The organism is Pseudarthrobacter sp. PS3-L1 (assembly GCF_030063285.1).
In the GTDB taxonomy this organism is placed as follows: Bacteria; Actinomycetota; Actinomycetes; order Actinomycetales; family Micrococcaceae; genus Arthrobacter.
The window spans coordinates 663,280-687,182 of the sequence record NZ_JASISU010000002.1; the positions used below are offsets into that span (position 1 = coordinate 663,280).

A 23,903-nucleotide genomic window follows, 5' to 3' on the forward strand; every position below is an offset into this window, starting at 1 on the left:
GTGGCTACAGGATGCCCAGGTTGCGCTGCAGTTCATAGGGTGTCACCTGGAGGCGATAGTCCTGCCACTCGGCACGCTTGTTGCGCAGGAAGTGTTCGAAGACCTGTTCTCCCAGGATTTCTGGCATGAGCTCCGAATCTTCCATGGCGCGGATTGCGTCGTGCAGGCTGGCAGGCAACGGGTCATGGCCCATGGCCCTGCGTTCGGCCGAACTCAGCGACCAGACGTCATCTTCGGCTGCGGCGGGCAGTTCATAGCCCTCCTCGATACCTTTGAGGCCGGCTCCGAGCAGGCTCGCATAGGCCAGGTACGGGTTTGCCGCCGAATCGATCCCGCGGTATTCGATGCGCGCGGACTGTCCCTTGCCCGGCTTGTACAGCGGGACGCGGACCAGTGCAGAACGGTTGTTATGGCCCCAGCTGAGGTAGCTCGGCGCTTCCCCGCCGCCCCAGAGCCGCTTGTAGGAATTCACGAACTGATTCGTCACGGCCGTGAACTCGGGTGCGTGGCGAAGAATACCGGCAATAAACTGTCGCGCAGTTTCTGACAGCTGAAACTCTGCTCCGGCCTCATAAAACGCGTTGGTATCGCCCTCAAAAAGCGAAAAGTGGGTGTGCATGCCGGAACCGGGGTGGGCAGTGAATGGCTTAGGCATGAACGTGGCGTAGGTATTCTGCTGCAGGGCCACCTCCTTGATGACGGTCCGGAATGTCATCAGGTTGTCGGCCGTCTGGAGCGCATCCGCGTAGCGCAGGTCGATCTCGTTCTGCCCCGGCCCCGCCTCATGGTGGCTGAACTCGACGGAGATTCCCACGGATTCCAGCATGGCAACTGCAGTCCGTCGGAAGTCCTGCGCCACGCCACCCGGAACGTGATCGAAATAGCCGCCTTCATCAACGGGCACCGGTGCGCCGTCGGGTCCGGGTTCCTGGGATTTCAAGAGGTAGAACTCCACCTCGGGATGCGTATAGCAGGTGAAGCCCATATCCGCAGCCTTGGCGAGGGTCCGTTTGAGGACGTTACGGGGATCTGCTGCGGAAGGTTCGCCGTCGGGAGTCAGAATGTCGCAGAACATCCTCGACGTCTGCTCTGTTTCACCGCGCCAGGGCAGGATCTGGAACGTCGATGGATCCGGCTGCAGGAGCATATCGGATTCAAAAACCCGTGCGAGCCCTTCAATGGCCGAACCGTCGAATCCGAGGCCTTCCTCGAAGGCACCCTCAACTTCTGCCGGTGCCAGCGCCACCGATTTCAGCGACCCCACCACATCGGTGAACCACAGACGGACAAAACGGACGTCGCGCTCTTCAATTGTGCGCAGGACAAATTCTTGCTGGCGGTCCATGGTTGCCTTTCTCCGGTCTGCAATCTCGCAGCGGATCCCGTGAAGCAGGGACCTGCGGCAGTTCTTCCATCACCTTACTCAGCATTGGCTGCCGATGCTGGCGTGACCCGACCCCGTAACACAGGGTTTACCAGCCACCGCACGCACCCCACCGGACGCGTCGGTCCACCTGAAGGGTTCACGCACGCCGTTGTCCCCTGGTGGGCCGGCCCCTAGTCATGGACGGACAGGGGCCAGCACAGGTGGCATCGAACGCATGCGCACCGCTACGCTCAAGCCATGGCCCCCACCAGCATTCCTGATGACAGCACGCCCGCCGAGACCCCAGCGCCCTATGGCACAGGGCCAACCGCCGCCGCGCCGACGCCCGGTAAGCCAGGAGGCAGGGTCCGCACCCATCATCTGCAGCAGTTCAAAAACCAGGGCCAAAAATTTGCCATGTTGACTGCCTACGAGCAGTACTCGGCGGAAATCTTTGATGCGGCAGGCATCGAAGTTCTCCTCGTGGGCGACTCCGCCTCGAACAATGTCTTTGGGAACGAAACAAGCCTGCCCGTGACGGTGGATGAACTCCTTCCCCTCTGCCGCGCGGTCTCGCGCAGCGCCAACCGGGCGTTGGTGGTGGCGGATCTGCCCTTCGGAAGCTACGAAGTTTCGCCCCAACAGGGTATTGCCACAGGCGTTCGGTTCCTTAAGGAGGGACGGGCGCATGCCGTCAAAATCGAAGGCGGCGCATTTTACGCCGAGACAGTCCGCGCCATGGTCCAGGCTGGCGTCCCCGTCATGGCCCACATTGGTTTTACCCCGCAGAGCGAACACGTGCTGGGTGGCTACCGCGTCCAGGGACGCGGCGAGGATGCCGACCGCCTGATAGCTGATGCAGTGGCACTGGCTGACGCTGGCGCTTTCGCTGTGCTGATGGAAATGGTCCCCCAGGCAACGGCCGCAGCAGTAGATGCCGCCGTCGGTGTTCCTACCGTTGGAATTGGTGCCGGAAACGCCACGACTGGTCAGGTTTTGGTCTGGCAGGACATGGTCGGGCTGCGTGGTGGAAAAATGGCAAAGTTCGTGAAGCAGTATGCTGACATCCGTTCAACGCTGCACAGTGCCGCCCAGGAGTTTTCCGCAGAGGTCAAATCGGGGACATTCCCGGGACCGGAGCACTCTTTCTGACAGCTGAGGCGAGCTGTTCCACGAGGGTATCGAGGCCGGCATCCGCTAGCTGACTGCGTGTATCTACGATGATGACGGGTGCTACCCCCAGCGGTTCGGCCCGCAGTTGCCAGTCATCCCACCGAGCCTGGTCCTGTTCCTGCGGGTGGTGCACGGGGTGCCTCTCCCGGGTCCGCCAGCGCTGTCGGGCTAGATCGGGCCCGGCATCGCACCACAGTTCGGGCACGACCGTGCGGGATGCCGCCCCTGCGTCGGCCAGCAGGAAATCCCTGTCCCTGGGAGCGAACCAGAAAGATTCCGCAAGCATGGGACCGGGCGAGGGTGGTTTTACCGGCTCCTGGCATTCCATTAACAAGAACCAGCGGACGCGTCAGTGGTACACCGGATTCCACTGAAAGTTCAGTTCTCGTCCTTATCCCAGGCTTCGTTGCGGGCCTTGACCTTTTCAAGTGCACTGGCAGCCTCGTCCCGCGTTTCATAGGGTCCAATCAGTTGGCTCCAGTCTGACTGCCTGCCAACTTCAATCTCATGCGTGTTGACGTTGTACCAGTAATCGCCCATGACGGGGCTCCTTCATCCTTGGTTCGGCGACATTCACCCGTGTGGGGGTTCGTTGCGCTGTGTGCTGCCTTATATGATCAATCTATGCCTTCCCACGCTTCCCCTGCACCCTCTGGCACCCTGACCCCAGGGACGCTGAGCCCCCGTCGGGACGTTCCGCAGGGCATTGCCCGCCCCGAATATGTTGGCCGGCCGGCGCCCGCCAAGTTCACCGGCTCAGAGGTGAAGTCCGCCGAGACTATCGAAAAAATCCGGCATGCCAGCACCATCGCAGCCCGAGCGATCGTTGAGGTGGGCAAACACATAGTTCCAGGCGTCACCACGGATACCCTGGACCGGGTGGGGCACGAATTCCTTCTGGACCATGACGCATACCCTTCCACCCTGGGCTACAGGGGTTTTCCCAAGTCACTGTGTTCCTCGCTCAATGAAGTCATCTGCCACGGAATCCCCGATTCCACGGTGGTCAACGACGGCGATATCCTCAATATCGATATCACCGCCTACATCAATGGCGTCCATGGCGACACCAACGTCACGTTCCTGGTAGGGGACGTCGATGAGGAATCCACCCTTCTCGTGGAACGCACAAGGGAGTCCCTGAACCGCGCCATCAAGGCTGTGGCGCCAGGCCGCGAGATCAACGTCATTGGGCGGGCCATCGAGTCCTATGCCAAGCGGTTCGGGTACGGAGTGGTCCGGGACTTCACGGGGCACGGGGTGGGTGAGGCTTTCCATACCGGCCTCATCATTCCGCACTACGACGCAGCGCCGGCCTACAGCACTGTGATCGAACCCGGGATGGTTTTCACCATCGAGCCAATGCTCACCCTCGGCACGGTTGAATGGGACATGTGGCCAGATGACTGGACGGTTGTCACCCGGGACCACAAGCGGACCGCGCAGTTTGAACACACGCTCCTGGTCACCGAGGCTGGAGCCGAGGTCCTGACCCTCCCCTGAGTTTCCCGGTGGACCGTGCCGCGGCCGCCTTTGATCCTGCCAAAACCACGAACGGACAAACAAAGTGAGCAAGAAGGACGAAAAGTCGCCCAAGCACGAACCGATGATCGGCATCGACATCGGCGGAACGGGCATCAAGGGTGGCATTGTCGACCTGAAAAAGGGGAAACTGATCGGCGACCGATTCCGGGTTCCGACCCCGCAGCCAGCAACCCCCGACGCCGTTGCAGACGTGGTGGCCAAGGTTGTGGAGGAACTCAGCTCACGCGACGACGCGCCGTCACCATCCAGCCCGGTAGGCGTGACCTTCCCAGGCATCATCCAGCACGGCATTGTCCTGTCGGCGGCCAACGTAGACAAATCGTGGCTCAACACAGATATCGACGCACTGTTGACAAAGCGCCTCGGCCGGCCCGTTGAAGTTATCAACGACGCCGACGCAGCTGGCCTGGCTGAGGCCCGCTACGGCGCCGGCAAGGGCGTTGACGGCACGGTCATGGTGATCACTCTCGGCACCGGAATCGGTTCAGCATTTATCTTCAACGGGCAGTTGGTGCCCAACGCCGAGCTTGGCCACCTGGAGATCGACGGCTTTGATGCAGAAAGCAAAGCCTCAGCAGTCGCTCGGGAACGTGATGGCCTGAGCTGGGAAGAGTACAGCGTCCTGCTGCAGCGCTACTTCTCCCATGTGGAGTTCCTCTTCTCCCCCGAGCTCTTCATCGTGGGCGGCGGAATTTCGAAGCGCGCCGACGAGTACCTGCCACGACTCGATCTCCGGACCAAAATTGTTCCGGCGGAACTGAAGAATGAAGCAGGAATCGTGGGCGCGGCACTCGAAATCGCCGTCCACCACAACATCGCAAAATAACTGTGGAGGCCGGTCCTGGGTCTGCTTCGGTGGCGATCGTCACGGGGGCGAGCCGTGGGATCGGCGCAGCCACTGCCCGCCGGATCGCTGCATCCGGCTACGCCGTCGTCGTCAACTATTCGCAGGACGACGACGGCGCGGCGGGCGTCGTGGCATCCATCGCAGCGAGCGGAGGTACTGCGCTCGCAGTCCGCACCGATGTCAGTTCTGCCTCAGGGCCAGCAGAACTGTTTGATGCTGCCCAGGGCCTGGGGACGGTCACTGCGCTGGTCAACAACGCTGGGATCACCGGGAACCGCGTAGGCCCCCTGGAGTCCGTCCCGGCCGCAACTCTGCAGCACGTAGTTGCGGTCAACGTCACGGCCGTGCTGCGGCTCTGCCAGGAAGCCGTCCTGCGGATGGGGACACACCATGGCGGTTCGGGTGGGTCGATTGTGAACATCTCATCCACTGCCACCAAAGCCGGGTCACCCGGCACGTGGGTGCACTATGCGGCAACCAAGGGGCGGTTGACGTGCTGACAGTGGGCTTGGCTGCTGAGGTTGCAGCCCATGGAATTCGGGTCAATGCCGTATCTCCCGGGAGCACCAACACTGGACTCCACGCGGCCGCCGGGGTGCCTGACCGGGTAGCGCTCCTGAACCCAACCATTCCAATGGGCCGCGGTGCAGAGCCGGAAGAAATTGCCGCCGCCGTAGCCTGGCTGCTGTCGGCCGATGCCGGATATGTTACGGGAGCGATCCTGCCTGTGGCTGGCGGACGGTAGTGTTCGCCCCAGGAACCGACAGTCAGGTTTGGGTGTTGCCCAGTTTCATATCGGCTCCGGTGGCTCCCTCGACCTCAGCCTCATGGCGCAGAATCGAAATAGCAGTCTCGAAATCCTCGAGTGAGTCAAACGCCTGATAGACGCTGGCGAACCGAAGATACGCCACCCTGTCCAATTTCTGCAGAGGCCCGAGGATTACCAGGCCTACCTCGTGGGCATCAATCTCAGCAGTCCCGGAGGCCCGAATGTTCTCCTCGACCTCCTGGGCCAGTAGGGCCAGGTCGTCTTCGCTGACGGGACGGCCCTGGCACGCTTTCCGCACTCCGTTGATCACCTTGCTGCGGCTGAAGGGCTCGCCCACGCCCGAACGTTTCATCACCGACAGGCTGGTCGTTTCCACGGTGGTGAACCGTCGTCCACACTCAGGACACTGACGACGGCGGCGGATGGCAGAACCGTCATCAGCCATCCGACTGTCAACCACCCGTGAGTCAGGGTTGCGGCAGAAAGGGCAATACATGGGTTGTTCCTTTCCTGCTGTCATGACGTGGTCTGGAGGGGCACACCGGAGCGACCCAAAAGGCTAGGCTAGGCGTGCCACCCCATTTTAGGGCTTCATGTTTGCTCATAACAACTGTGTCATTACTCGACGTGGGTTCTGGGACCAGGTTCGAACCGGATCGTGGCGGCGGCCCCGTGTGCCGGGAGATTCTCTGCGTTGGCAAGGCTCACAATATGCTCACTCACTTCCCGAAGGGCATCACTGGTGTAGTTGACCACCTGCACAGCACGGAGGAAAGCGGTCACATTGAGGCCCGAGGAAAAGGCGGCGGTGCCACTGGTGGGCAAGACGTGGTTTGACCCTGCGCAATAGTCCCCGAGACTGACCGGACTGTACTCGCCAACAAAGATGGCGCCAGCATTGCGGATCCGTGCTGCGACGCCGGGGGCGTCTGCCGTCAGGATCTCCAGGTGCTCAGCTGCGTAGGCGTCGCACACTGCGATCCCCTGCTCAATGTCATCGACCAGCACAACACCTGACTGTGGTCCAGACAGCGCTTCGAATACCCTGGCGGCATGCTGTGTGGCCAGTCCCTGCCGGACGAGTTCCAGCTTCACAGCGGCAGCCAGCTCCGCCGAGGCGGTGATGAGGACCGATGCTGCTCCAGGGTCGTGCTCGGCCTGGCTGATGAGGTCTGCGGCAACGACCTCCGGGCGGGCGGTGGCGTCCGCAAGGACCGCAATCTCCGTCGTCCCGGCCTCAGAATCAATCCCCACGACTCCCTTGACCAACCGCTTTGCGGTAGCAACAAAAATGTTGCCCGGGCCCGTGATGACATCCACTGGTTCAAGTGGCCCTACGCCGTCGGCTGTGGGAACCCCATAGGCAAAAGAGGCGATGGCCTGTGCACCGCCAATGGCGTAGACCTCCGTGATGCCCAGGAGCTGGGCTGCAGCCAGGATGGTGGGATGCGGCCATCCGCCAAAATTTTTCTGCGGCGGGGACGCTAGAGCAATGGACGGCACTCCTGCCGCGAGAGCGGGGACGACGTTCATGATCACTGACGAGGCCAGGGGCGCAAGCCCACCTGGTACATAGAGGCCCACCCGGGACACCGGAATCCACTTCTGGGCGACCGTTGCCCCGGCACCAAACGACACTTCGACATTCTGGGGTCGCTGGCTTTCGGCAAAGACTGTTGCCCTTCGGATCGATTCCTCAAGGGCGCTGCGGATTCCCGGCTCCAAAGCGGACAATGCAGCTTCCATGACAGCTGCAGGAACGCGTGGGTCCGGCAGCTCGACGCCGTCAAAGGTCGCGGAAAGGTCCTGTAGTGCCGCAAAACCGCGATCTTGGACATCGCTAATGATGCCCCGTACAGTGCGTTCGGCTTCCTCGGTGGTCTGATGCTGCACCCTCGGCATGGCTTCACGCAACTCCGCAAGCGACAGTACCCGCCCCCTCAGGTCTACAGTGCGGAATTCGAGGTCTCGGACGGCCGGGACGGGAGGCATCGTTGAAGCTGCGGGAGAACTGGAGGCATTGGGTGTAGGGCTCACGCTGACTATTTTACGCACTCCTGGCCCGGTCTTCGGAGCACGCCCGCGCTACTGGCGGTCTGTGGCATTCCTCTGGGCCTGGCCGCCCTGCGTGGCAGGACGCCCGGCAAAGAGTGCGCCGAGCGATGCAACAAAGGTCAGGATGGCCACGGTGGCCGGCCAGAAAACCAGAACAGAGAAAGAGCGCAGTGAAAAGGCAATACTGGCGTTTGCTGCGGTATCCAGGCCCGGCCCCCACCACTGTCCTGCCACAACACCTGCCCCCCAGGCGACAGCGGCCCCGAGCAGGCCTCCAGCTACCGCAAACCCCACCTGCTGGTCCCTGTCCTTGGTACCGCGCGCGAGGACAATTATGGACGCCACCACGCCAGCGAAAACCAGCAGCGCGGCAAGCGTCAGGTCACGGGGAAACCAGGCTTCGGCATTGGTGCCGAGCGCAAGATCGGGATTCCCGCTGAGGAAGTTCGCGCCCGACGGAGCCAACAGCCACCACCCCACCCCAAGGGGAAGTCCTGCGGCAGCGCTCCATGGAAGCCAGGCCCAAGGTCTACGCTCTGGCGGCGAAGCCGAACCCGGGACTGGCGTTTCGGAAACCACGGAAGCGCTTGGCACTGGCTGCATCATGGAACATACCGTAACAAACGATATGACAAGGGCACCCGCGGCGCATGTTAAGTCACGAATTCTTTCCCACAGTGGGCGGGCTTAAGGTTGATTCCGTCCACTCTTTGCCTAGCGCCATCAGGGAGCTCCACCAGTGTCCGAACAACAGCAGGCGTTCGCCGTGACGTTCAAGGAAATGTTCCGCCGCCATGCAGCAGGCGTTGCCATCATTACTGTGAACTACAAGGGCGAACCTTTCGGCTTCACCGCAACGTCCGTTGCCTCCCTCTCAGCCGAACCGCCACGCTTCACCTTCAATATGGCTCGCAGCTCCAGTTCATGGCCTGCCATCGCCAATTCAACGTTTATCGGCGTCCACATGCTGGGTCTGGAAAACCAGCAGTTGGCCGACCGCTTTGCCCGCACCCGCAACAGGTTTGACGGCGACCACTGGGAGGAAGGACCCGAAGGAGTCCCAGTGCTCAAGGACGTTGCCGGCTGGCTGATCGGCAAGGTCCAGATGCGATTGTCTTTCGAGAACAACGCGGTCGTGGTGGTCGAAGTTGTCGGCGGCCAGGTGGGTGAACCCGCAGCTCCCCTGCTGTACCACGCAGGGGGCTACGGCCAACCAGTTCCTGTCGACTACGTCATCTAGGCAGCAGGGAAGCTCCTAGCCGTCCAGGCAGGCAGGTCCCAGAAGCACCTTGAGGTCTCCAAACAGGGATGGGTTCGGATTGACCCGAAGGTGGACGGGTAATGCCATGACCTGGACTCGGGAATCACCGTGCAGGTTGATCCTCACCTCTGAGTTTCCATGGTGGTTACGCAGTACGTCACCCAGCTCGGTCACCACCGCCTCTGTGGCCTTGTGATTGGGCATGGAGATCACCAGCGGTCCGTTGGTGCCCTGGCTGAGGTCCGGAACGGAAAGTTCCATGCAGTTCAGCGCAATCGCTCCGTCATCGCGCCGTTGGAGCCGTCCCTTGATGACCACAATGAGGTCCTCCGCGAGCACTGTGGCGATCGGGCCATATACCTGACCGAAGAACATCACCTCAATGGAGCCGCCCAGGTCTTCGATTTCGGCCCTGGCGTAGGCATTGCCACTGGCTTTGGCAATGCGCCGGCTCAGGGACGTGATCATTCCAGAAATCGTGATGATGGCACCGTCATGCGGCCCGTCATCGGCAATAATCGAGGTAATCGACTGATCGGCGTGTTGGCTGAGGACGCCTTCCAACCCCTGTAGTGGATGGTCCGAGACGTAGAGTCCGAGCATGTCCCGTTCAAAGGAGAGCTTGTCTTTCTTCTCCCATTCGGGAAGATCTGGGATGTCGATGCTCAGTGAGGCTTCTGACTCCTCCTCGCCGAATCCGGCAAAAAGGTCAAACTGACCGATAGCCTCGTTGCGCTTGAGGGTAATCACCGAATCTATAGCCTCTTCATGGATCATCACCAGGGACCGGCGGTGATGGTTCAGCGAGTCAAAGGCACCAGCCTTGATCAGGGATTCAATGGTGCGTTTGTTGCAGACCACAGCAGGAACCTTCATAAGGAAGTCCTTGAACGACGTATAGGCCCCAGCAGCGTCGCGGGATGCCACCATGGCGTCGACCACGTTGACGCCGACGTTGCGGATAGCTCCCATCCCAAAGCGGATGTCTGTCCCCACCGGGGTGAAATTCAGGGAGGACTCATTAACATCCGGTGGCAGGACCGTGATACCCATCCGGCGGCACTCGTTGAGGTAGAGGGCCGACTTGTCCTTGTCATCGCCCACTGAGGTCAGCAACGCCGCCATGTACTCGGGGGCGTAATGGGCTTTCAGGTAGGCGGTCCAGTAAGAAATAAGCCCGTAGGCAGCGGAGTGCGCCTTATTGAAGGCATAGTCGGAAAACGGCAGCAGGATGTCCCAGAGAGTCTTCACGGCAGCCATCGAATAGCCGTTGTCCTGCATGCCCTGGGAGAAGCCGGCAAACTGCTTGTCCAGCTCAGACTTCTTCTTCTTGCTCATGGCCCGCCGGAGGATATCTGCCTGCCCCAGGGAGTAACCGGCCAACTTCTGCGCAACAGCCATGACCTGTTCCTGGTAGACAATCAGGCCATATGTTCCACCAAGGATCTCCGAGAGCGGCTCTTCCAGTTCGGGGTGGATGGGAATGACATCCTGGATGCCATTTTTCCGCAGCGCGTAGTCATTGTGGGCGTTTGCACCCATGGGTCCTGGCCGGTACAGGGCAAGGACTGCAGAAATATCCTCAAAGTTGTCAGGCTTCATGAGCTTGAGCAGGGCCCGCATGGGGCCACCGTCTAGCTGGAATACGCCAAGGGTGTCCCCGCGGGCCATTAGTTCATACGACGGTTTGTCATCAAGGGCCAGGGCATCAAGGTCCAGCTCGTGGCCTCGGTTCAGCGTGATATTTTCCAGGGCGTCAGAAATGATGGTGAGGTTTCGCAGCCCCAGGAAGTCCATCTTGATCAGGCCAAGGCCCTCACAGGTGGGGTAGTCGAACTGGGTGATGACCTGGCCATCCTGGATCCGCCGCATGATCGGGATCACATCAATGATGGGGTCGGAGGACATAATGACGCCAGCCGCGTGAACGCCCCACTGGCGTTTGAGGCCCTCGATGCCCAGCGCCGTCTCGAAGACCTTCGCGGCCTCTGGATCAGTCGCGATCAACTGGCGGAAATCGCCTGCCTCGCTGTAGCGCTTTGATTCCGCGTTCTGGATATCAGCCAACGGAATGTCTTTGGCCATGACTGCTGGAGGCAACGCCTTAGTCAGCTGTTCACCCATGCTGAAGGGGTAACCCAGCACCCTGGAAGAGTCTTTGAGTGCTTGCTTGGTCTTAATGGTTCCGTAGGTGACGATCATTGCCACCCGTTCATCACCATATTTCCTGGTGACATAGTCAATGACCTCTGACCTGCGACGGTCATCGAAGTCGACGTCGAAGTCGGGCATGGAGACCCGGTCCGGGTTCAGGAAACGTTCGAAGATCAGGCCGTGCTTGAGGGGATCAAGGTCAGTAATGCGCATGGCGTACGCCACCATGGAGCCAGCACCTGAACCACGGCCCGGGCCAACCCGGATGCCGTTGTTCTTGGCCCAGTTGATGAAGTCGGCCACCACCAGGAAGTACCCCGGGAAACCCATGGAGGTAATGACTTCCAACTCGTAGTCTGCCTGCGTCCTGACTTTGTCGGGAACACCATCCGGGTAGCGGAAGTCCAGGCCTGTCGCAACTTCCTTGACCAGCCAGGATGTCTCGTCCTCACCTTCCGGGCAGGGGAAACGGGGCATGTAGTTGGCACCCGTATTGAAGGACACCTCACAACGCTCAGCAATCAGCAGCGTGTTGTCGCAGGCTTCAGGATGATCGCGGAACAACTCACGCATTTCACGGGGTGATTTGAGGTAGTAACCGCTTCCCGAGAAGGCGAACCGCGAACCGCCGTTGTCATACGTAGGTTCCAGCAGTGTGGAACCTGACTGGATGGCCAGGAGCGCCTCATGCGCCTTGGCGTCGTGTTCGTGCGTGTAGTGCAGGTCATTGGTGGCCACCAGGGGAAGGTTTAGGTCCTTGGCCAGGCGCAGTAGGTCACCCGTCACCCGTCGCTCGATATCGAGACCGTGATCCATCAGCTCACAGAAGTAATTCTCTGCGCCAAAAATATCCCGGAACTCGGCGGCGGCTGCCACAGCCTCCCGGTATTGACCGAGCCGAAGCCTCGTCTGCACTTCACCGGACGGGCAACCAGTAGTGGCAATCAAGCCATCGGAATACGTGTTGAGCAATTCCCGGTCCAGCCGGGGCCATTTACCAAAGACGGCGTCAAGGGAAGCAATGGAGGACGCCCGGAACAGGTTCCGCATCCCCGTGTTGTTGTAGCTCAACAGCGTCATGTGCGTGTAGGAGCCGCCACCCGAAAGGTCGTCTTTGCGCTGGTGTTCTTCGCCCCACCGGATTCTGGTCTTGTCCGTCCGGGCTGTGCCAGGGGTGACATAGGCCTCGACCCCGATGATCGGTTTGATGCCCTGGTCCGTGGCACGCTTCCAGAAATCGAAGGCCCCGAACAAATAGCCGTGGTCAGTCGTGGCAAGGGCTGGCATGCCCAGCCGTTCCGTCTCATCAAAGAGCTCCCCCAGACGGGCTGCGCCGTCCAGCATGGAGTATTCAGTGTGGTTGTGCAGGTGGACGAACGAGGCGTTGCTGGAAGTCACCGGAACAGTCTACCGCCGGAAGGCTCAGGCATCTCCGCTAGCGAGTACCTCCAGGGCATAGACCAGGTCTGCTGGATAGTCGCTGGTGACTGTGACGGGTTCTCCGGAGCGGGGGTGCGCAAACGTCAGGGCTCGAGCGTGCAGCCATTGCCGGGTAAGACCCAGCGTGGCAGCCAGTCGTGGATTCGCGCCGTAGGTCAGGTCACCAGCGCATGGGTGCCGGAGCGCGGAGAAATGGACGCGAATCTGGTGCGTGCGTCCGGTTTCCAGATGCACCTCAACCAGCGTTGCCTTGCCAAACGCTTCAAGGACCTCGTAGTGGGTGATCGAGGGACGTCCGTCTTCGATAACAGCGAAACGCCAGTCGTGCCCCGGGTGTCTGCCAATGGGTGCATCGATGGTGCCCTGGAGCGGATCGGGAAGTCCCTGGACTACAGCATGGTAGACCTTCTCGACGGTGCGCTCCTTGAAGGCACGCTTGAGGACCGTATATGCGTGCTCGGTCTTCGCCACCACCATGACCCCCGATGTGCCGACGTCAAGCCGGTGCACAATTCCCGCGCGCTCAGCTGACCCGGAGGTAGAAATTCGGTACCCAGCCCCAGCCAGGCCGCCCACAACCGTAGGGCCAACCCAGCCCGGTGACGGGTGAGCGGCCAGGCCAACCGGTTTGTCGATGACCACAAAATCCTCATCGTCAAGCAGGATTTTCAGTCCCTCCACAACTTCCTCCACTACCTCAAGGGGATCCCGCCGGTCAGGGAGGGAAACCTCCAGCTCTGTTCCCGCCGTAATTTTGGATGACTTGCCGACGGACTTGCCGTTGGTGGTGATGTGGCCATCCATCAAAAGCGTTGCGGCAGCCGATCGAGAAATTCCGAGCAGTCGAGCCACTGCTGCATCCGCGCGCAGCCCAGCGACGTCCTCACCCACGACATGGCGCTCACTCATCTCTCGCACTATCCCTGTCATTGGTTTTTCCATTACTGCCCGATGTATCCGTTGCGGCTGTTGATTCTTTTGGCTTCTTCCCGCCAACAGTTCGTGAGCCATCCATGTTGATGCCCAACAGCGTCAGAACGATGATGGTCGCGACTGCTGAGACCACTGCAGAGTCAGCAATATTGAAGATCGCAAAGTTAGGGAAGGAAATGAAGTCAACAACGTGTCCCATACCAAAGGATGGCTCGCGAAAAAGCCTGTCCGTCAGGTTTCCCAAGGCGCCTCCGAGGAGCAGACCTAACGCAAGCGCCCACCAGCGCGAACCGATCTTAGGTACCTGGAGGAGGATGACGATGGCGACAACGGCCATGATGATGGTGAAAATCCAGGTGACGTTCTCACCAATGGAGAAGGCAGCACCAGAATTGCGGATGAAGTACCAGTGCAGCAGTGGCGGAAGCACAGCTATCCGCTCGCCTTCAACCATGGTGCTGGTGACCCAGAATTTGGTGAGCTGATCAAAAACATACGCGAAGAGTGCAAAGCCGAAAAAAAAGCCGAAATACACCGCACGTCGTGACGGTCGGGGTGCGGGAGCGGACTCAGGTGCCTCAGCGGCGGGTTGATCTGTCATGGTGCTTTCAGTGTTAATAAAGCAAAAAGCCGGTGGCAGAGTTTTCCTCGGCCACCGGCTTAGACTTTTGAACTAGTTGGCGTCGCTGCTTTCGGGAGCTGCTACCGAGCCGCGGGCATCAAGGTCACGGAGCTGGCCCTCGATGTAGGACTTGAGGCGTGAACGGTAATCACGTTCGAAGCCGCGAAGCTGCTCGACCTTGCGCTCAAGCACTGAACGCTGCTGTTCGAGGGCGCCAAGGATCTTGCGGGACTTCTCCTGGGCATCGTTGACCAGGCTGCTGGCTTCAACCTGTGCCTCGGCAATGATTTTGTCCTTGTGCTCCTGGCCGTCAGCAACGTGACGATCGTGCATCTGCTGGGCCATGGCGAGCAGACCGGCTGCAGACTCAGCGGAGACGGAGTTGGTGGGGGCAGGCGCAGCTGCGGCAGGAGTAGCGACAGCCGCAGCTGGCGCGGCGGCGGAGGCTTCCTTCTTCTTGTTGGCCTCTGCAGCATCAGCAGCTGCCTTGGCAGCCTTGGCCTCCTCTTCGGCCTTGGCTTTGGCCGCGGAGTCATCCTTGGCATCGGCCTTGACAGGGGCTGGGACTTTCTCCACAACAGGAGCCGACTTTGCTGCGGCTGCGGGGGTGCCTGAGCCAGACTCGGCGACCTTCTTGCGAAGGTCCTCGTTCTCCTGGGTCAGGCGACGGAGTTCAACGACGATTTCGTCCAGGAAGTCATCGACTTCATCCTGGTCGTAGCCTTCGCGGAACTTGGTCGGCTGAAAGCGCTTGTTGACAACGTCTTCTGGCGTCAAAGCCATCTGGTCACCTCATTGGTCTAGTTAGTCAGTAGGCCTTCCGGCCGTCCTTGACTACGGTACCTAAATATCTTCTGCTTACTCTAATTCAACACCGTGGTGTCAAACCTCTTCGACGCGTCCGCACTCGACTTTTCCATGGCGGTAAAGGTCGGCGTGGCAGCCAAAGAGAAATCTATGCCAGACCCCGGGTCACTGCCATGCCAATGCTTACCGCAATGAACAGCACGAGGAATCCCAGGTCAAGCGAAATGCCACCCAGCCTGAGCGGTGGAATCAGCCTACGCAAGACCTTCAGGGGAGGATCTGTGAGGGAGTACACCGTGTGGGCAGCGACAAGCGCAACGCCCCGGGGGCTCCATTCCCTTGCAAACATCTGAACCCAATCAAAAACCAGCCGAATGACCAGTGCGACGAAAAAGAGCAGAAGGACAAGATAGACAAGTCCGAAAACTATTCCCATGACTTATCGTATATCTCCGTGTTCATTCCGGCAGCCGAGGCGTCCAAGTAGCAAAAGTATCGGTCCTGTTTCAGCAAGGATGCCAGGCAGGATGACCTGCCTGGCATCAACAAGGGATAGTGGGATCAGCTTTGGTTGAAGAAGCTGGCCGTTGTTTCACTGGCCTTTTTGTCATCGCCAATCACTTCAATGTACGACGGTGAGAGTAGAAACACCTTGTTGGTGACACGCTCAATACTACCGCGAAGACCAAACACCAGCCCTGCCGAGAAGTCCACCAGTCGCTTGGCATCCGATTCGCCCATGTCGGTGACGTTCATGATCACGGGAATTCCCTCGCGAAAACTCTCCCCAATCAACTTCGCGTCATTGTAGGACCGCGGATGGATTGTGGTGATTTGGCGAAGGCCTGGGAGGTCATCGCGGCTCGACGCCGCACGCTTGATGGGAGTCACGGGGGCGCGGTATTCCTCTTCGGCTGATTCTGGGGTTTCACGGACAGCAGCGGGACGACGCTCTTCCCGATCTCGATCGTTGGTGTCGTCCTCGTCCCGGGCCAGGACATGCTGGTTAGAGTCGTAGTGCTCGTCGCCGTCGGCGAGCCCAAGAAGGATCATTGTCTTGCGCAGACCGCCGGCCATGGTCGACTCCTCATCGTTTCCAGTGGCGGGAACCCTGCCGTATGGCAGAGTAGAAGCCCACCGATTGCTTCCAATACTGTGACGCTACCCCACCGCAGGACGTGAACCGAGAATATCCGAACCGATCCGCAGGTGTGTCGCCCCGTGGCGGATTGCTGCTTCTAGGTCCTGGCTCATTCCGGCCGAGATGGCTGCTGCCGACGGGTGGTCGCTACGCAGACGTGCCGAGATTCCCGCAAGCTTTTCAAAGGCCCTGTCCGGGTTGGCGCCCAGTGGGGCAACAGCCATGACACCAGCCAGCCTAAGGAGGCCCCTCTCCGCAATTGCGTCAGCAAGCGCTGGGACATCCGCGGGGTCTGCTCCTCCACGGCTGGTGGAAGCATCATCGTCCAGGGTGACCTGTATGAAGATCTCCAGGGGACCACGACCTGTCGCATCGTGCTCATGGTCAACCGCCCGGCCCAAGGCAGCTGCCAGTGCACTCCGGTCCACTGAATGCACCGAGGCAGCGTATCGGGCAACGGACTTGGCCTTATTTGTCTGGAGTTGGCCGACAAAGTGCCAACGGAGCCCTAGATCCCCCACCTCAGCAGCCTTGGCGGCAGCCTCCTGATCGCGGTTTTCACCAAAATTGGTGATGCCCAGCCTGGCAAGCGCCTGGACGTCGGCAGCGGGGTGGAACTTGCTGACCACAATCAGCATCGGCGGTGTCTCTGCTCGGCCCGCAGCATCGACAGCGGACGCGATCCGAGCCTGGACGGCAGCGAGGTTTTGTGCCAGGACTGCATTCCGATCCGCCGCTGGTGCGGGCGTGACGCCCGGCTCAGTCATTGTTCCAGACCAGGCCAGCAAACCGACCTGTGTCAGCGGCGCGGCGGTAGGAGAAGAGATTGGGTGTTTCCAACGTGCACGGCCCCTCATAGGCAACGGTGACACCGGCTTTCGCCAGTTGATATTTCCCTGCGGCAGGAAGGTCAAGGGCAGGAGTACCCCAGGACGTGGTGGACCACGATTCTGGGACAGTCTCGGCAACAGCTGCGCGCAGCTCATCAGGCACCTCGTAGCACCTTCCGCAGATTGATGGCCCAAGCCACGCCCGGATACTGACGGCACCACGTTCCCTAAGATGGTGAACTGCTGCCGGGATGACACCGTTGAGGATCCCGGGACGCCCTGCATGAGCTGTCCCCATGACGGCACCACCATTCTCCTTGACGCCCACAAGGAGTACTGGAATGCAGTCAGCGACCATGATGGCGAGGGGAGCCGATTCGCTGACGGAAGCATCGGCGGTGATCACCCCTTGGGTACCTATATCCACGGAGGCGACAGTGTTCCCATGCACCTGGTTCAGGTACTGGAAGGTCCGCGGGGCGATTCCAGCGGCCTCCTCGACCTCCAGGCGACGGCGTAGCACATCGCTTGCGTTGTCCTTGACGTGGAGAGCCAAGTTACCGGCCCTGATGTCCGTGAAGGCCACTGCGACACCGGGCATCGCCTCTCCACGCCAAAGAAACACGGCTCTTTACTTCAGGAAGTCTGGGACGTCCAGATCATCGGACTTGCCGCTGGAGAGATCAGGCTCCACGACGGTGGGAAGGTCGACGTCAAATCCGGAGTCGGCCGGCACGGCGCTGGGGCGCTGCTGTCCCCAGTTGCTCAGGCCCGCGGCACCGATACCGGCGTGCAGCGGCTGCACGTTGGAGGGAGCTGCACCGTTTCCCGCAGACTGGGTGGGTGCCGCCGCAGGTGCCGCTGGACGCTGTGGTGCGGCCGCGGGCTGCGACTGATCCATGGACGGCGACGTTGCCTTGACGTCGTCGAAGCCAGCAGCAATGACCGTGACGCGCGCTTCATCGCCGAGCGCATCATCGATGACGGCACCGAAGATAATATTCGCCTCCGGGTGGGCCACTTCCTGGACCAGGCGCGCTGCCTCATTGATTTCAAACAGGCCAAGGTCAGAACCACCCTGGATGGAAAGCAGGACGCCGTGTGCGCCGTCAATCGATGCTTCCAGCAGCGGCGATGCGATGGCGAGTTCGGCGGCTTTGACGGCACGATCCTCGCCACGAGCTGAACCGATGCCCATGAGCGCTGAACCCGCGCCCTGCATGACGGACTTAACATCGGCAAAGTCGAGGTTGATCAGGCCGGGGGTGGTGATGAGGTCGGTGATGCCCTGCACACCGGAAAGGAGGACCTGGTCTGCTGAACGGAAGGCATCCAAAACAGAAACGTTGCGGTCGCTGATTGAAAGAAGGCGGTCATTGGGGATGACAATGAGGGTATCCACCTCGTCGCGGAGGGCATCAATGCCAGCTTCTGCGGAGCCAGCACGACGGCGGCCCTCAAAGGTGAACGGACGGGTGACCACACCAATGGTCAGGGCACCGAGGGACCGGGCAATCCGAGCCACGACGGGGGCGCCGCCGGTTCCGGTGCCGCCACCCTCACCCGCTGTAACAAAAACCATGTCGGCGCCGCGGAGGACTTCCTCGATTTCGTCAGCGTGGTCCTCAGCGGCTTGCTTGCCCACCTCAGGGTTGGCTCCAGCGCCCAGGCCCCGGGTCAGTTCGCGGCCGACGTCGAGCTTGACGTCGGCGTCACTCATGAGGAGTGCCTGCGCATCAGTATTGATGGCGATGAACTCGACTCCCCTCAGTCCAACGTCGATCATGCGGTTGACTGCGTTTACGCCGCCGCCGCCGATGCCGACGACCTTGATGACGGCCAAGTAATTCTGCGGTGCTGCCACGGTACGTGTCCCTTGTTTGTGTCCTGTTGCGAAATCTGGCGTGAGTACTACTTGAGCCTTAGAACCCTAACCCTCGACTTGAGGGTTACAGTTATGTCAAGTAACTCTTGTTTTTGACGGTATTTGCTCTGCTGTGTACATGCAATAACCGCCGCCGCGTGTCGTGCGAATCCCTGGTGTTTAAGCCTGTCTCACCGTGTAACTGGGTTCCTGGGAACGCTGACGTCATAAACCTTGATGGGATTTTTCGGATCCATCGGCACTTTGAGAAGCGCCTCCAGCACCTTGGCTTTGAGTTCACGGTCCCCCGCATTGCCCCACACTACAGTTTGACCGTCCACGAGCTTAAGTTCCACGGCATCCACCGACTGGGCCGATGCATTGGAGAGCCTGGCCAGAATATCGGCCGGGAGAGCATCAAGGACAGCTGCAGTGGCCTGGAACAGATCCTGACCGATCGTGCCAGCGCCGCCGTCGATCAGCGGTAGCGCCACGCTGGCCGGATCAGCGGTGCTCCCAAGGGACACGCCTTCCACATCCACCAGCGTGAACTGCTCACCCTGCTTGATGATGGCAACGGGGATCCGTTCCTGGATGTTGACCACCAGTTCCCCCGGCGGTTCGGCATGGGACGTGACAGCCTTGACTTGGACCAGGGGTGAAAGTAGCTCCTGGACCTGATCATTGCCTATCTGGGGCAACGGCGTCCCGTTCAGTGGCCCAAGGGCGTCCTGCACCTGCTCTGGCGTGAGCAGCGAGGTGCCGGTGACACGCACAGTCTTCAGGGCCATCAAGGGTGAGTAAAACGCAGCAGCAACCGCACCACCGCTGAGGAGTACCACCAGAATGAGGCTGATGAGGATGTTCCGGCGGACGCGCTTCCGCTTTGGCTGCGGGAAGGCAACGACGTTTCCAGCAGGGATGCGGACGGAGTCCCGGGATCCACGTGGTCCTGCACTGGTACCACGCGCAGTCTCGGGAGATAGCGGAGCTGAACGGGAGGCAGAGATCACTGATTCTGGGGCTCCGCGGCCGGCCTGACCGCCGTTGCTCGGCACCGAAACCCCGGAGCCTACCTTGGAACGGTCAGCCGCCGGGTAACCAGGCTTACGACTGCCGGGCACGGAGTTCTTCCACGATCAGCGGCCCGTAGGCCGTCACGTCACCGGCACCAATGGTGAGGATCACGTCACCTGACTGCGCTCCCGCGGCAATATCGCGGGCAGCGGTTGCCGTCTCGGCAGGCTGACCACCCTGACCAAGCAAAGCGGTGATGAGCTCACTGGTCACCCCGGGAATGGGATCTTCCCGCGCCGGATAGATGGCCAGAACCAGCGCCGTGTCCGCAGCATCCAGGGCGGCAGCGAACTCCGCGGCAAATTCGCGAGTCCGGGAGAATAGGTGCGGCTGGAACAGCACATGGACCCGGTGACCGTCTGCCACAGATCGGGCCGCAGCCAGCGCCGCGCGCACTTCGGTGGGATGGTGGGCATAATCGTCGTACACCCGGACTCCCGCAACGCTACCCTTGAGCTCAAAACGCCGGGAAGCGCCAGAAAATCCCGCAAGGGCCGCCACGGCATCCTGCGCGGCTACACCCAGTTCCACGGCGACAGCCACGGCAGCGGCAGCGTTCAGTGCGTTGTGCCGGCCCGGTACCTGGAGAACAAGCGGGAATGTCTCATCCCCAACGCTCACTGCCATTCCGTCAGGGCCACGGTCATGGAGCACGACGTCGGCAGTGGCGGCTGTTCCGTAGAGTACCGTTCTGGTGCCGCCCCCCTCAGCGGTGCGCTGCGCCAGAGCCAGCGCACCGGCGTCGTCCGCGCAGGCGATCAGCGCACCGTCGGCTGGAAGAAGTCGGGAGAAATCATCGAAGGATGCGAAGACGGCCTCGGCTGTCCCGTAGTGGTCCAGATGATCCGCCTCGACATTGGTGACCACGGAGAACTTTGGGCGGTAGTTCAAGAAAGAGCCATCCGACTCATCGGCCTCGGCAACAAAAACAGGAGTCGATCCGCTGGCTGCGTTGACCCCGAGCGCGGGGACGTTGGCACCGATGGCAAAGGACGGATCCAACCCGACTCCGCGCAGCAATACGGCGATCATTGAAGTGGTGGTGGATTTCCCGTGTGTGCCTGCCACAGCAACGACGGTATCGGTCCCCATCGCCGCAGCCAGGGCTTCGGAGCGGTGTAGCACCGGAAGCCCAGCTTTCCGTGCGGCTGCAAGTTCGGGGTTGTCCGCCCGGATGGCAGAGCCCGCAACAACTGTCTCGGCCGTCTCTACATTTTCTGCCGCATATCCAACATGGATGCGGGCGCCGGCTGCTGCTAGGTCAGCCATGACAGGAAGGTCTTTGGCATCTGATCCGCTGACGGTCAGGCCACGGGAGACCAGGATCCGTGCGATGGCGGACATCCCCACACCACCGACTCCGATGAAGTGGATCCGGCCCAAGGCCGACTGATCGTACTGCGGGCTGTTCATGCCGATACCGCTTCCAGGACTAGATCAGCCATGCGCTGATCGGCGTTTCTGATGCCAAGGGTGTGCGCTGCTTCGGCCATTGCCCGCCGGGCAGCGGGGCTGGAGAGCAGCGGAAGCAGATGGTCATTCACCCAGTGCGCTGTGAAGTCAGAATCACTGACCATCAGCGCGCCGCCTGCCGCAACAAGTCCGGCGGCGTTGAGGGATTGTTCACCATTGCCGATCGGCAGTGGGACCAATACTGACGGCAGTCCGACGGCAGCTACCTCGCTGACGGTGGCTGCACCGGCCCGGGCCAGAAGGACATCGGCTGCGGCGTAGGCGAGTTCCATCGCATCAACGTATTCCACCTGATGGTAACCGGGAGCCTGCAGGGGCTCGCCATCGGTTCCGGCAACTGTCTTTCCACGGCCGGTGATGTGCAGGGTCTGGACACCAGCTGCAGCAAGCGCCGGGAGGCACTGGGCGATGGTCTGGTTGATGCTCTGGGCACCGGAGGAGCCTCCGGTCACGATCAGTGTTGGCAGCGTCGGATCAAGCCCTAGCAAGGTCCTGGCTTCCGCGCGGCGGCCCTGGACATCGAGGCCCGAGACTTCGCGACGCATGGGCATGCCCACATGAACTGCGCGACGCAGCGGAGTCCCGGCGAAGGCCACGGCGGTTGTCATGGCCAGCCGTGCACCCACCCTGTTTGCGAGGCCCGGCCGGGCATTGGCTTCATGGATCACAATAGGTATCCCCCGTTTTTTTGCGGCGAGGTACATCGGGGTACACACGTAGCCGCCAACGCCGACGAGCACATCGGCTCCGGCCTCGTCCAGGATGGCGCCTGCCTGCCGGACAGCAGCTATCAGCCGTCCTGGCAACCGCAGGAGATCAACGGACGGCCGCCGCGGAAAAGGCACCCGATCTATGGTGGCCAGGTGAAAACCTGCGGCAGGGACGAGGCGCGTCTCCATACCGGACGGCGTCCCGACAGCGACGATCGAGGCATTCGGACGGGCGTCGCGGACCGCCGAAGCGATGGCGAGCAGTGGACTGACATGGCCAGCGGTACCGCCGCCGGCCAGGACCACTGACAGAGATGAAGGCATAGGTTGTTACGTGCGCTTTCTGGTGGTGTGCGTTCCCGGCGTGGCCCTGCTGGACGTCGCCGTCCGCTGGCTCTTACCGGACGTGGCGGGCGCTGTCGGCCGGGTTTGTGTCTTCGTCGATTGAGCTGCAGCAGAACTCTTGGCAGGCGGCCGGGACTGAGTCTTTGGCTTGGTCCCGGCCTTCACTGTTGTAGCTGTCCTGGCCCTCGATGTTCGCGTGGATTTCATGCTGGCCCCGAGCTTGGAGAACCGCAGGAGCTTCCGCGGCCGGGCATCAGGGGGCATTTGTTCCCGGGCAAGGGACAGCACCACCCCAATGGCGCAAAGGGACATCAGCAGCGCGGACCCGCCGTAGGAGATAAACGGCAGCGGCACGCCAATCACCGGCATCAGGCCTGTGACAACTGACATGTTCACAGTGGCTTGGCCCAGGAGCCAGACCATGATCGTTCCGGCGAGGACCCGGTGGAAAAGGTCGTCTTGGGCAACGACAACCCGGTAAATTGCTGTCCCAAGGATAGCGAAGAGCACCAGGACGACGGCGGTGCCCACCAGGCCCAACTCCTCACCGATGATGGCAAAGATAAAGTCATTGTGGGCTTCCGGGATCCAGCTGTATTTCTGTCTGCTTTGGCCGAGTCCGACCCCGAACCAGCCACCGGACGCCAGCCCATAAAGGCCGTTGGTCGACTGGTAATCTGCACCAGGTGAATTTTCGCAGGCCTGGCCCGTCCACCAGGTGGTGATGCGACAGACGCGGTTAGCGTTTGTCGCAGCAAAGAGCGCTGTTGCAACCCCCAGGATTGCTGCAGCTGCAGCGAAGAACGATGGCCTGACTCCGGCAAAGAACAGCGCTGCTGCTGCGATAAGCATGATGATCATGGCCGTACCCAGGTCGTTGCCGATGAGTACCAGGGCAATGACGAGGAGGGCAACAGGGGCGACGGGAACCGCAGCATGCTTCCAGTTCGCCAGCAGTTTGCTCTTCATTGCGAGCACGGAAGCCATCCATAGCGTCAGCGCCAGTTTGGCCGCCTCTGAGGGCTGGAACGTAAAACCGCCGAAATTGATCCAGTTACGGTTGCCATTGATGTTGTCACCAACCAACTGAACCAGGATGAGGAGCACCAGGACTATCCCGAGCGCGGGCCACGCAAGGCGCTTGAGCCAGACCACATTGATCCTTGACAGGATGAACATGCCAGCAAAACCCAAGACGGCGAACATCCCCTGCTTCAGGGCATCACCGTAGGGCGATTTCTCCGCTGCAATGGACTCCACGCTGGACGCTGACAGGACCATAAGGATGCCAATGGCCGTCAAAGCGAGGGTGGCGCCCAGAATAAGGTAGTACGTCGATCCGTTCTTGGACCGCCCGTTACCCTCTAGCGCACCCCAGAATGCCCCGAACCATACTCGCGGCCGGAGGCTTACCCGCACGCGCGATGAGGCATTTTTTTCATTTTGGGGTTTTTGCCGTTGGGGTGGGCGGTGCGTTGGAGTGCTCACCAT

At 60.9% G+C, this 23,903-nt stretch carries 23 protein-coding genes and 1 pseudogene; 5 read left to right on the forward strand and 19 right to left on the reverse strand.

Translation table 11 applies throughout. From position 1 onward, the window contains the following. Positions 1 to 4: 4 nt before the first annotated feature. Positions 5 to 1,345: a type I glutamate--ammonia ligase gene (glnA, locus tag QMG79_RS07440; protein WP_283537923.1), complete on the reverse strand. Its 1,341-nt coding sequence runs from the start codon at positions 1,343 to 1,345 to the stop codon at positions 5 to 7. 279 nt (positions 1,346 to 1,624) lie between these two features. On the opposite strand from glnA, the gene panB reads away from it, so the two are divergent. Next, positions 1,625 to 2,518, forward strand: coding sequence for a 3-methyl-2-oxobutanoate hydroxymethyltransferase (gene panB, locus QMG79_RS07445; protein ID WP_283537924.1), 894 nt, complete (start codon positions 1,625 to 1,627; stop codon positions 2,516 to 2,518). On the opposite strand, the gene QMG79_RS07450 is transcribed toward panB, so the two are convergent. Together QMG79_RS07450 and QMG79_RS07455 are read right to left on the reverse strand one after the other, a co-directional pair. Then, positions 2,478 to 2,825 (reverse strand): hypothetical protein, encoded by a 348-nt coding sequence (locus QMG79_RS07450; RefSeq protein ID WP_283537925.1) that lies wholly within the window; start codon positions 2,823 to 2,825, stop codon positions 2,478 to 2,480. The genes panB and QMG79_RS07450 overlap by 41 nt on opposite strands. Before the next feature lie 92 nt (positions 2,826 to 2,917). Then, positions 2,918 to 3,079 carry an SPOR domain-containing protein gene (locus tag QMG79_RS07455; RefSeq protein WP_283537926.1) on the reverse strand — a complete coding sequence of 54 codons (162 nt, stop codon included), beginning with the start codon at positions 3,077 to 3,079 and terminating at the stop codon, positions 2,918 to 2,920. Between the two features lie 84 nt (positions 3,080 to 3,163). On the opposite strand from QMG79_RS07455, the gene map reads away from it, so the two are divergent. The 3 genes and pseudogenes from map (at position 3,164) to QMG79_RS07470 (ending at position 5,676) form a co-directional block, all read left to right on the forward strand. Then, positions 3,164 to 4,042: a type I methionyl aminopeptidase gene (gene map / locus QMG79_RS07460; RefSeq protein WP_283537927.1), complete on the forward strand. Its 879-nt coding sequence runs from the start codon at positions 3,164 to 3,166 to the stop codon at positions 4,040 to 4,042. A gap of 64 nt (positions 4,043 to 4,106) precedes the next feature. Then, the gene (gene ppgK, locus QMG79_RS07465; protein WP_283537928.1) at positions 4,107 to 4,910 is read left to right on the forward strand and encodes a polyphosphate--glucose phosphotransferase; all 804 of its coding nucleotides are present in this window, start codon (positions 4,107 to 4,109) and stop codon (positions 4,908 to 4,910) included. Positions 4,911 to 4,939: 29 nt separating this feature from the next. Then, a pseudogene (locus QMG79_RS07470) lies at positions 4,940 to 5,676 on the forward strand (SDR family oxidoreductase). 22 nt (positions 5,677 to 5,698) lie between these two features. On the opposite strand, the gene nrdR reads toward QMG79_RS07470, so the two are convergent. The 3 genes from nrdR to QMG79_RS07485 form a co-directional block, all read right to left on the reverse strand. Continuing rightward, entirely contained in the window at positions 5,699 to 6,196 is a 498-nt protein-coding gene (nrdR, locus tag QMG79_RS07475) for a transcriptional regulator NrdR (protein WP_283538042.1), read from the reverse strand. Positions 6,197 to 6,318: 122 nt separating this feature from the next. Further along, positions 6,319 to 7,692: a histidinol dehydrogenase gene (gene hisD, locus QMG79_RS07480; protein ID WP_283538043.1), complete on the reverse strand. Its 1,374-nt coding sequence runs from the start codon at positions 7,690 to 7,692 to the stop codon at positions 6,319 to 6,321. Between the two features lie 93 nt (positions 7,693 to 7,785). Next, on the reverse strand, positions 7,786 to 8,361 hold the full coding sequence (locus QMG79_RS07485) for a hypothetical protein (protein WP_283537929.1): 576 nt from the start codon (positions 8,359 to 8,361) through the stop codon (positions 7,786 to 7,788). 175 nt (positions 8,362 to 8,536) lie between these two features. On the opposite strand from QMG79_RS07485, the gene QMG79_RS07490 reads away from it, so the two are divergent. Further along, entirely contained in the window at positions 8,537 to 8,995 is a 459-nt protein-coding gene (locus QMG79_RS07490; RefSeq protein ID WP_283538044.1) for a flavin reductase family protein, read from the forward strand. A gap of 15 nt (positions 8,996 to 9,010) precedes the next feature. Here the strand turns inward: QMG79_RS07490 and dnaE are convergent, their stop codons facing one another. From dnaE to ftsW, 13 genes are all read right to left on the reverse strand, one after another. Beyond that, entirely contained in the window at positions 9,011 to 12,568 is a 3,558-nt protein-coding gene (gene dnaE, locus QMG79_RS07495; protein ID WP_283537930.1) for a DNA polymerase III subunit alpha, read from the reverse strand. 24 nt (positions 12,569 to 12,592) lie between these two features. Further along, positions 12,593 to 13,519: an RluA family pseudouridine synthase gene (locus QMG79_RS07500; RefSeq protein ID WP_283537931.1), complete on the reverse strand. Its 927-nt coding sequence runs from the start codon at positions 13,517 to 13,519 to the stop codon at positions 12,593 to 12,595. Then, entirely contained in the window at positions 13,512 to 14,144 is a 633-nt protein-coding gene (lspA, locus tag QMG79_RS07505) for a signal peptidase II (RefSeq protein ID WP_283537932.1), read from the reverse strand. Before lspA ends, QMG79_RS07500 begins: the two co-directional genes overlap by 8 nt. A gap of 72 nt (positions 14,145 to 14,216) precedes the next feature. Next, on the reverse strand, positions 14,217 to 14,948 hold the full coding sequence (locus QMG79_RS07510) for a DivIVA domain-containing protein (protein ID WP_283537933.1): 732 nt from the start codon (positions 14,946 to 14,948) through the stop codon (positions 14,217 to 14,219). 172 nt (positions 14,949 to 15,120) lie between these two features. Then, positions 15,121 to 15,408 (reverse strand): YggT family protein, encoded by a 288-nt coding sequence (locus QMG79_RS07515; protein ID WP_283537934.1) that lies wholly within the window; start codon positions 15,406 to 15,408, stop codon positions 15,121 to 15,123. A gap of 125 nt (positions 15,409 to 15,533) precedes the next feature. Next, on the reverse strand, positions 15,534 to 16,049 hold the full coding sequence (locus QMG79_RS07520) for a cell division protein SepF (protein WP_283537935.1): 516 nt from the start codon (positions 16,047 to 16,049) through the stop codon (positions 15,534 to 15,536). A gap of 84 nt (positions 16,050 to 16,133) precedes the next feature. Continuing rightward, positions 16,134 to 16,880 (reverse strand): YggS family pyridoxal phosphate-dependent enzyme, encoded by a 747-nt coding sequence (locus QMG79_RS07525; protein WP_283537936.1) that lies wholly within the window; start codon positions 16,878 to 16,880, stop codon positions 16,134 to 16,136. Next, positions 16,873 to 17,568 carry a purine nucleoside phosphorylase YfiH/LACC1 family protein gene (locus QMG79_RS07530; protein WP_283537937.1) on the reverse strand — a complete coding sequence of 232 codons (696 nt, stop codon included), beginning with the start codon at positions 17,566 to 17,568 and terminating at the stop codon, positions 16,873 to 16,875. The genes QMG79_RS07525 and QMG79_RS07530 overlap by 8 nt, the downstream gene beginning before the upstream one ends. A gap of 6 nt (positions 17,569 to 17,574) precedes the next feature. Then, the gene (ftsZ, locus tag QMG79_RS07535) at positions 17,575 to 18,807 is read right to left on the reverse strand and encodes a cell division protein FtsZ (protein WP_283537938.1); all 1,233 of its coding nucleotides are present in this window, start codon (positions 18,805 to 18,807) and stop codon (positions 17,575 to 17,577) included. A gap of 191 nt (positions 18,808 to 18,998) precedes the next feature. Further along, positions 18,999 to 19,931 carry a cell division protein FtsQ/DivIB gene (locus QMG79_RS07540; RefSeq protein WP_283537939.1) on the reverse strand — a complete coding sequence of 311 codons (933 nt, stop codon included), beginning with the start codon at positions 19,929 to 19,931 and terminating at the stop codon, positions 18,999 to 19,001. Further along, entirely contained in the window at positions 19,915 to 21,297 is a 1,383-nt protein-coding gene (murC, locus tag QMG79_RS07545) for a UDP-N-acetylmuramate--L-alanine ligase (RefSeq protein WP_283537940.1), read from the reverse strand. The genes QMG79_RS07540 and murC overlap by 17 nt, the downstream gene beginning before the upstream one ends. Beyond that, entirely contained in the window at positions 21,294 to 22,391 is a 1,098-nt protein-coding gene (murG, locus tag QMG79_RS07550) for an undecaprenyldiphospho-muramoylpentapeptide beta-N-acetylglucosaminyltransferase (protein WP_283537941.1), read from the reverse strand. Before murG ends, murC begins: the two co-directional genes overlap by 4 nt. 6 nt (positions 22,392 to 22,397) lie before the next feature. Beyond that, complete coding sequence (ftsW, locus tag QMG79_RS07555; protein ID WP_283537942.1) at positions 22,398 to 23,903, reverse strand: putative lipid II flippase FtsW; 1,506 nt, start codon at positions 23,901 to 23,903, stop codon at positions 22,398 to 22,400.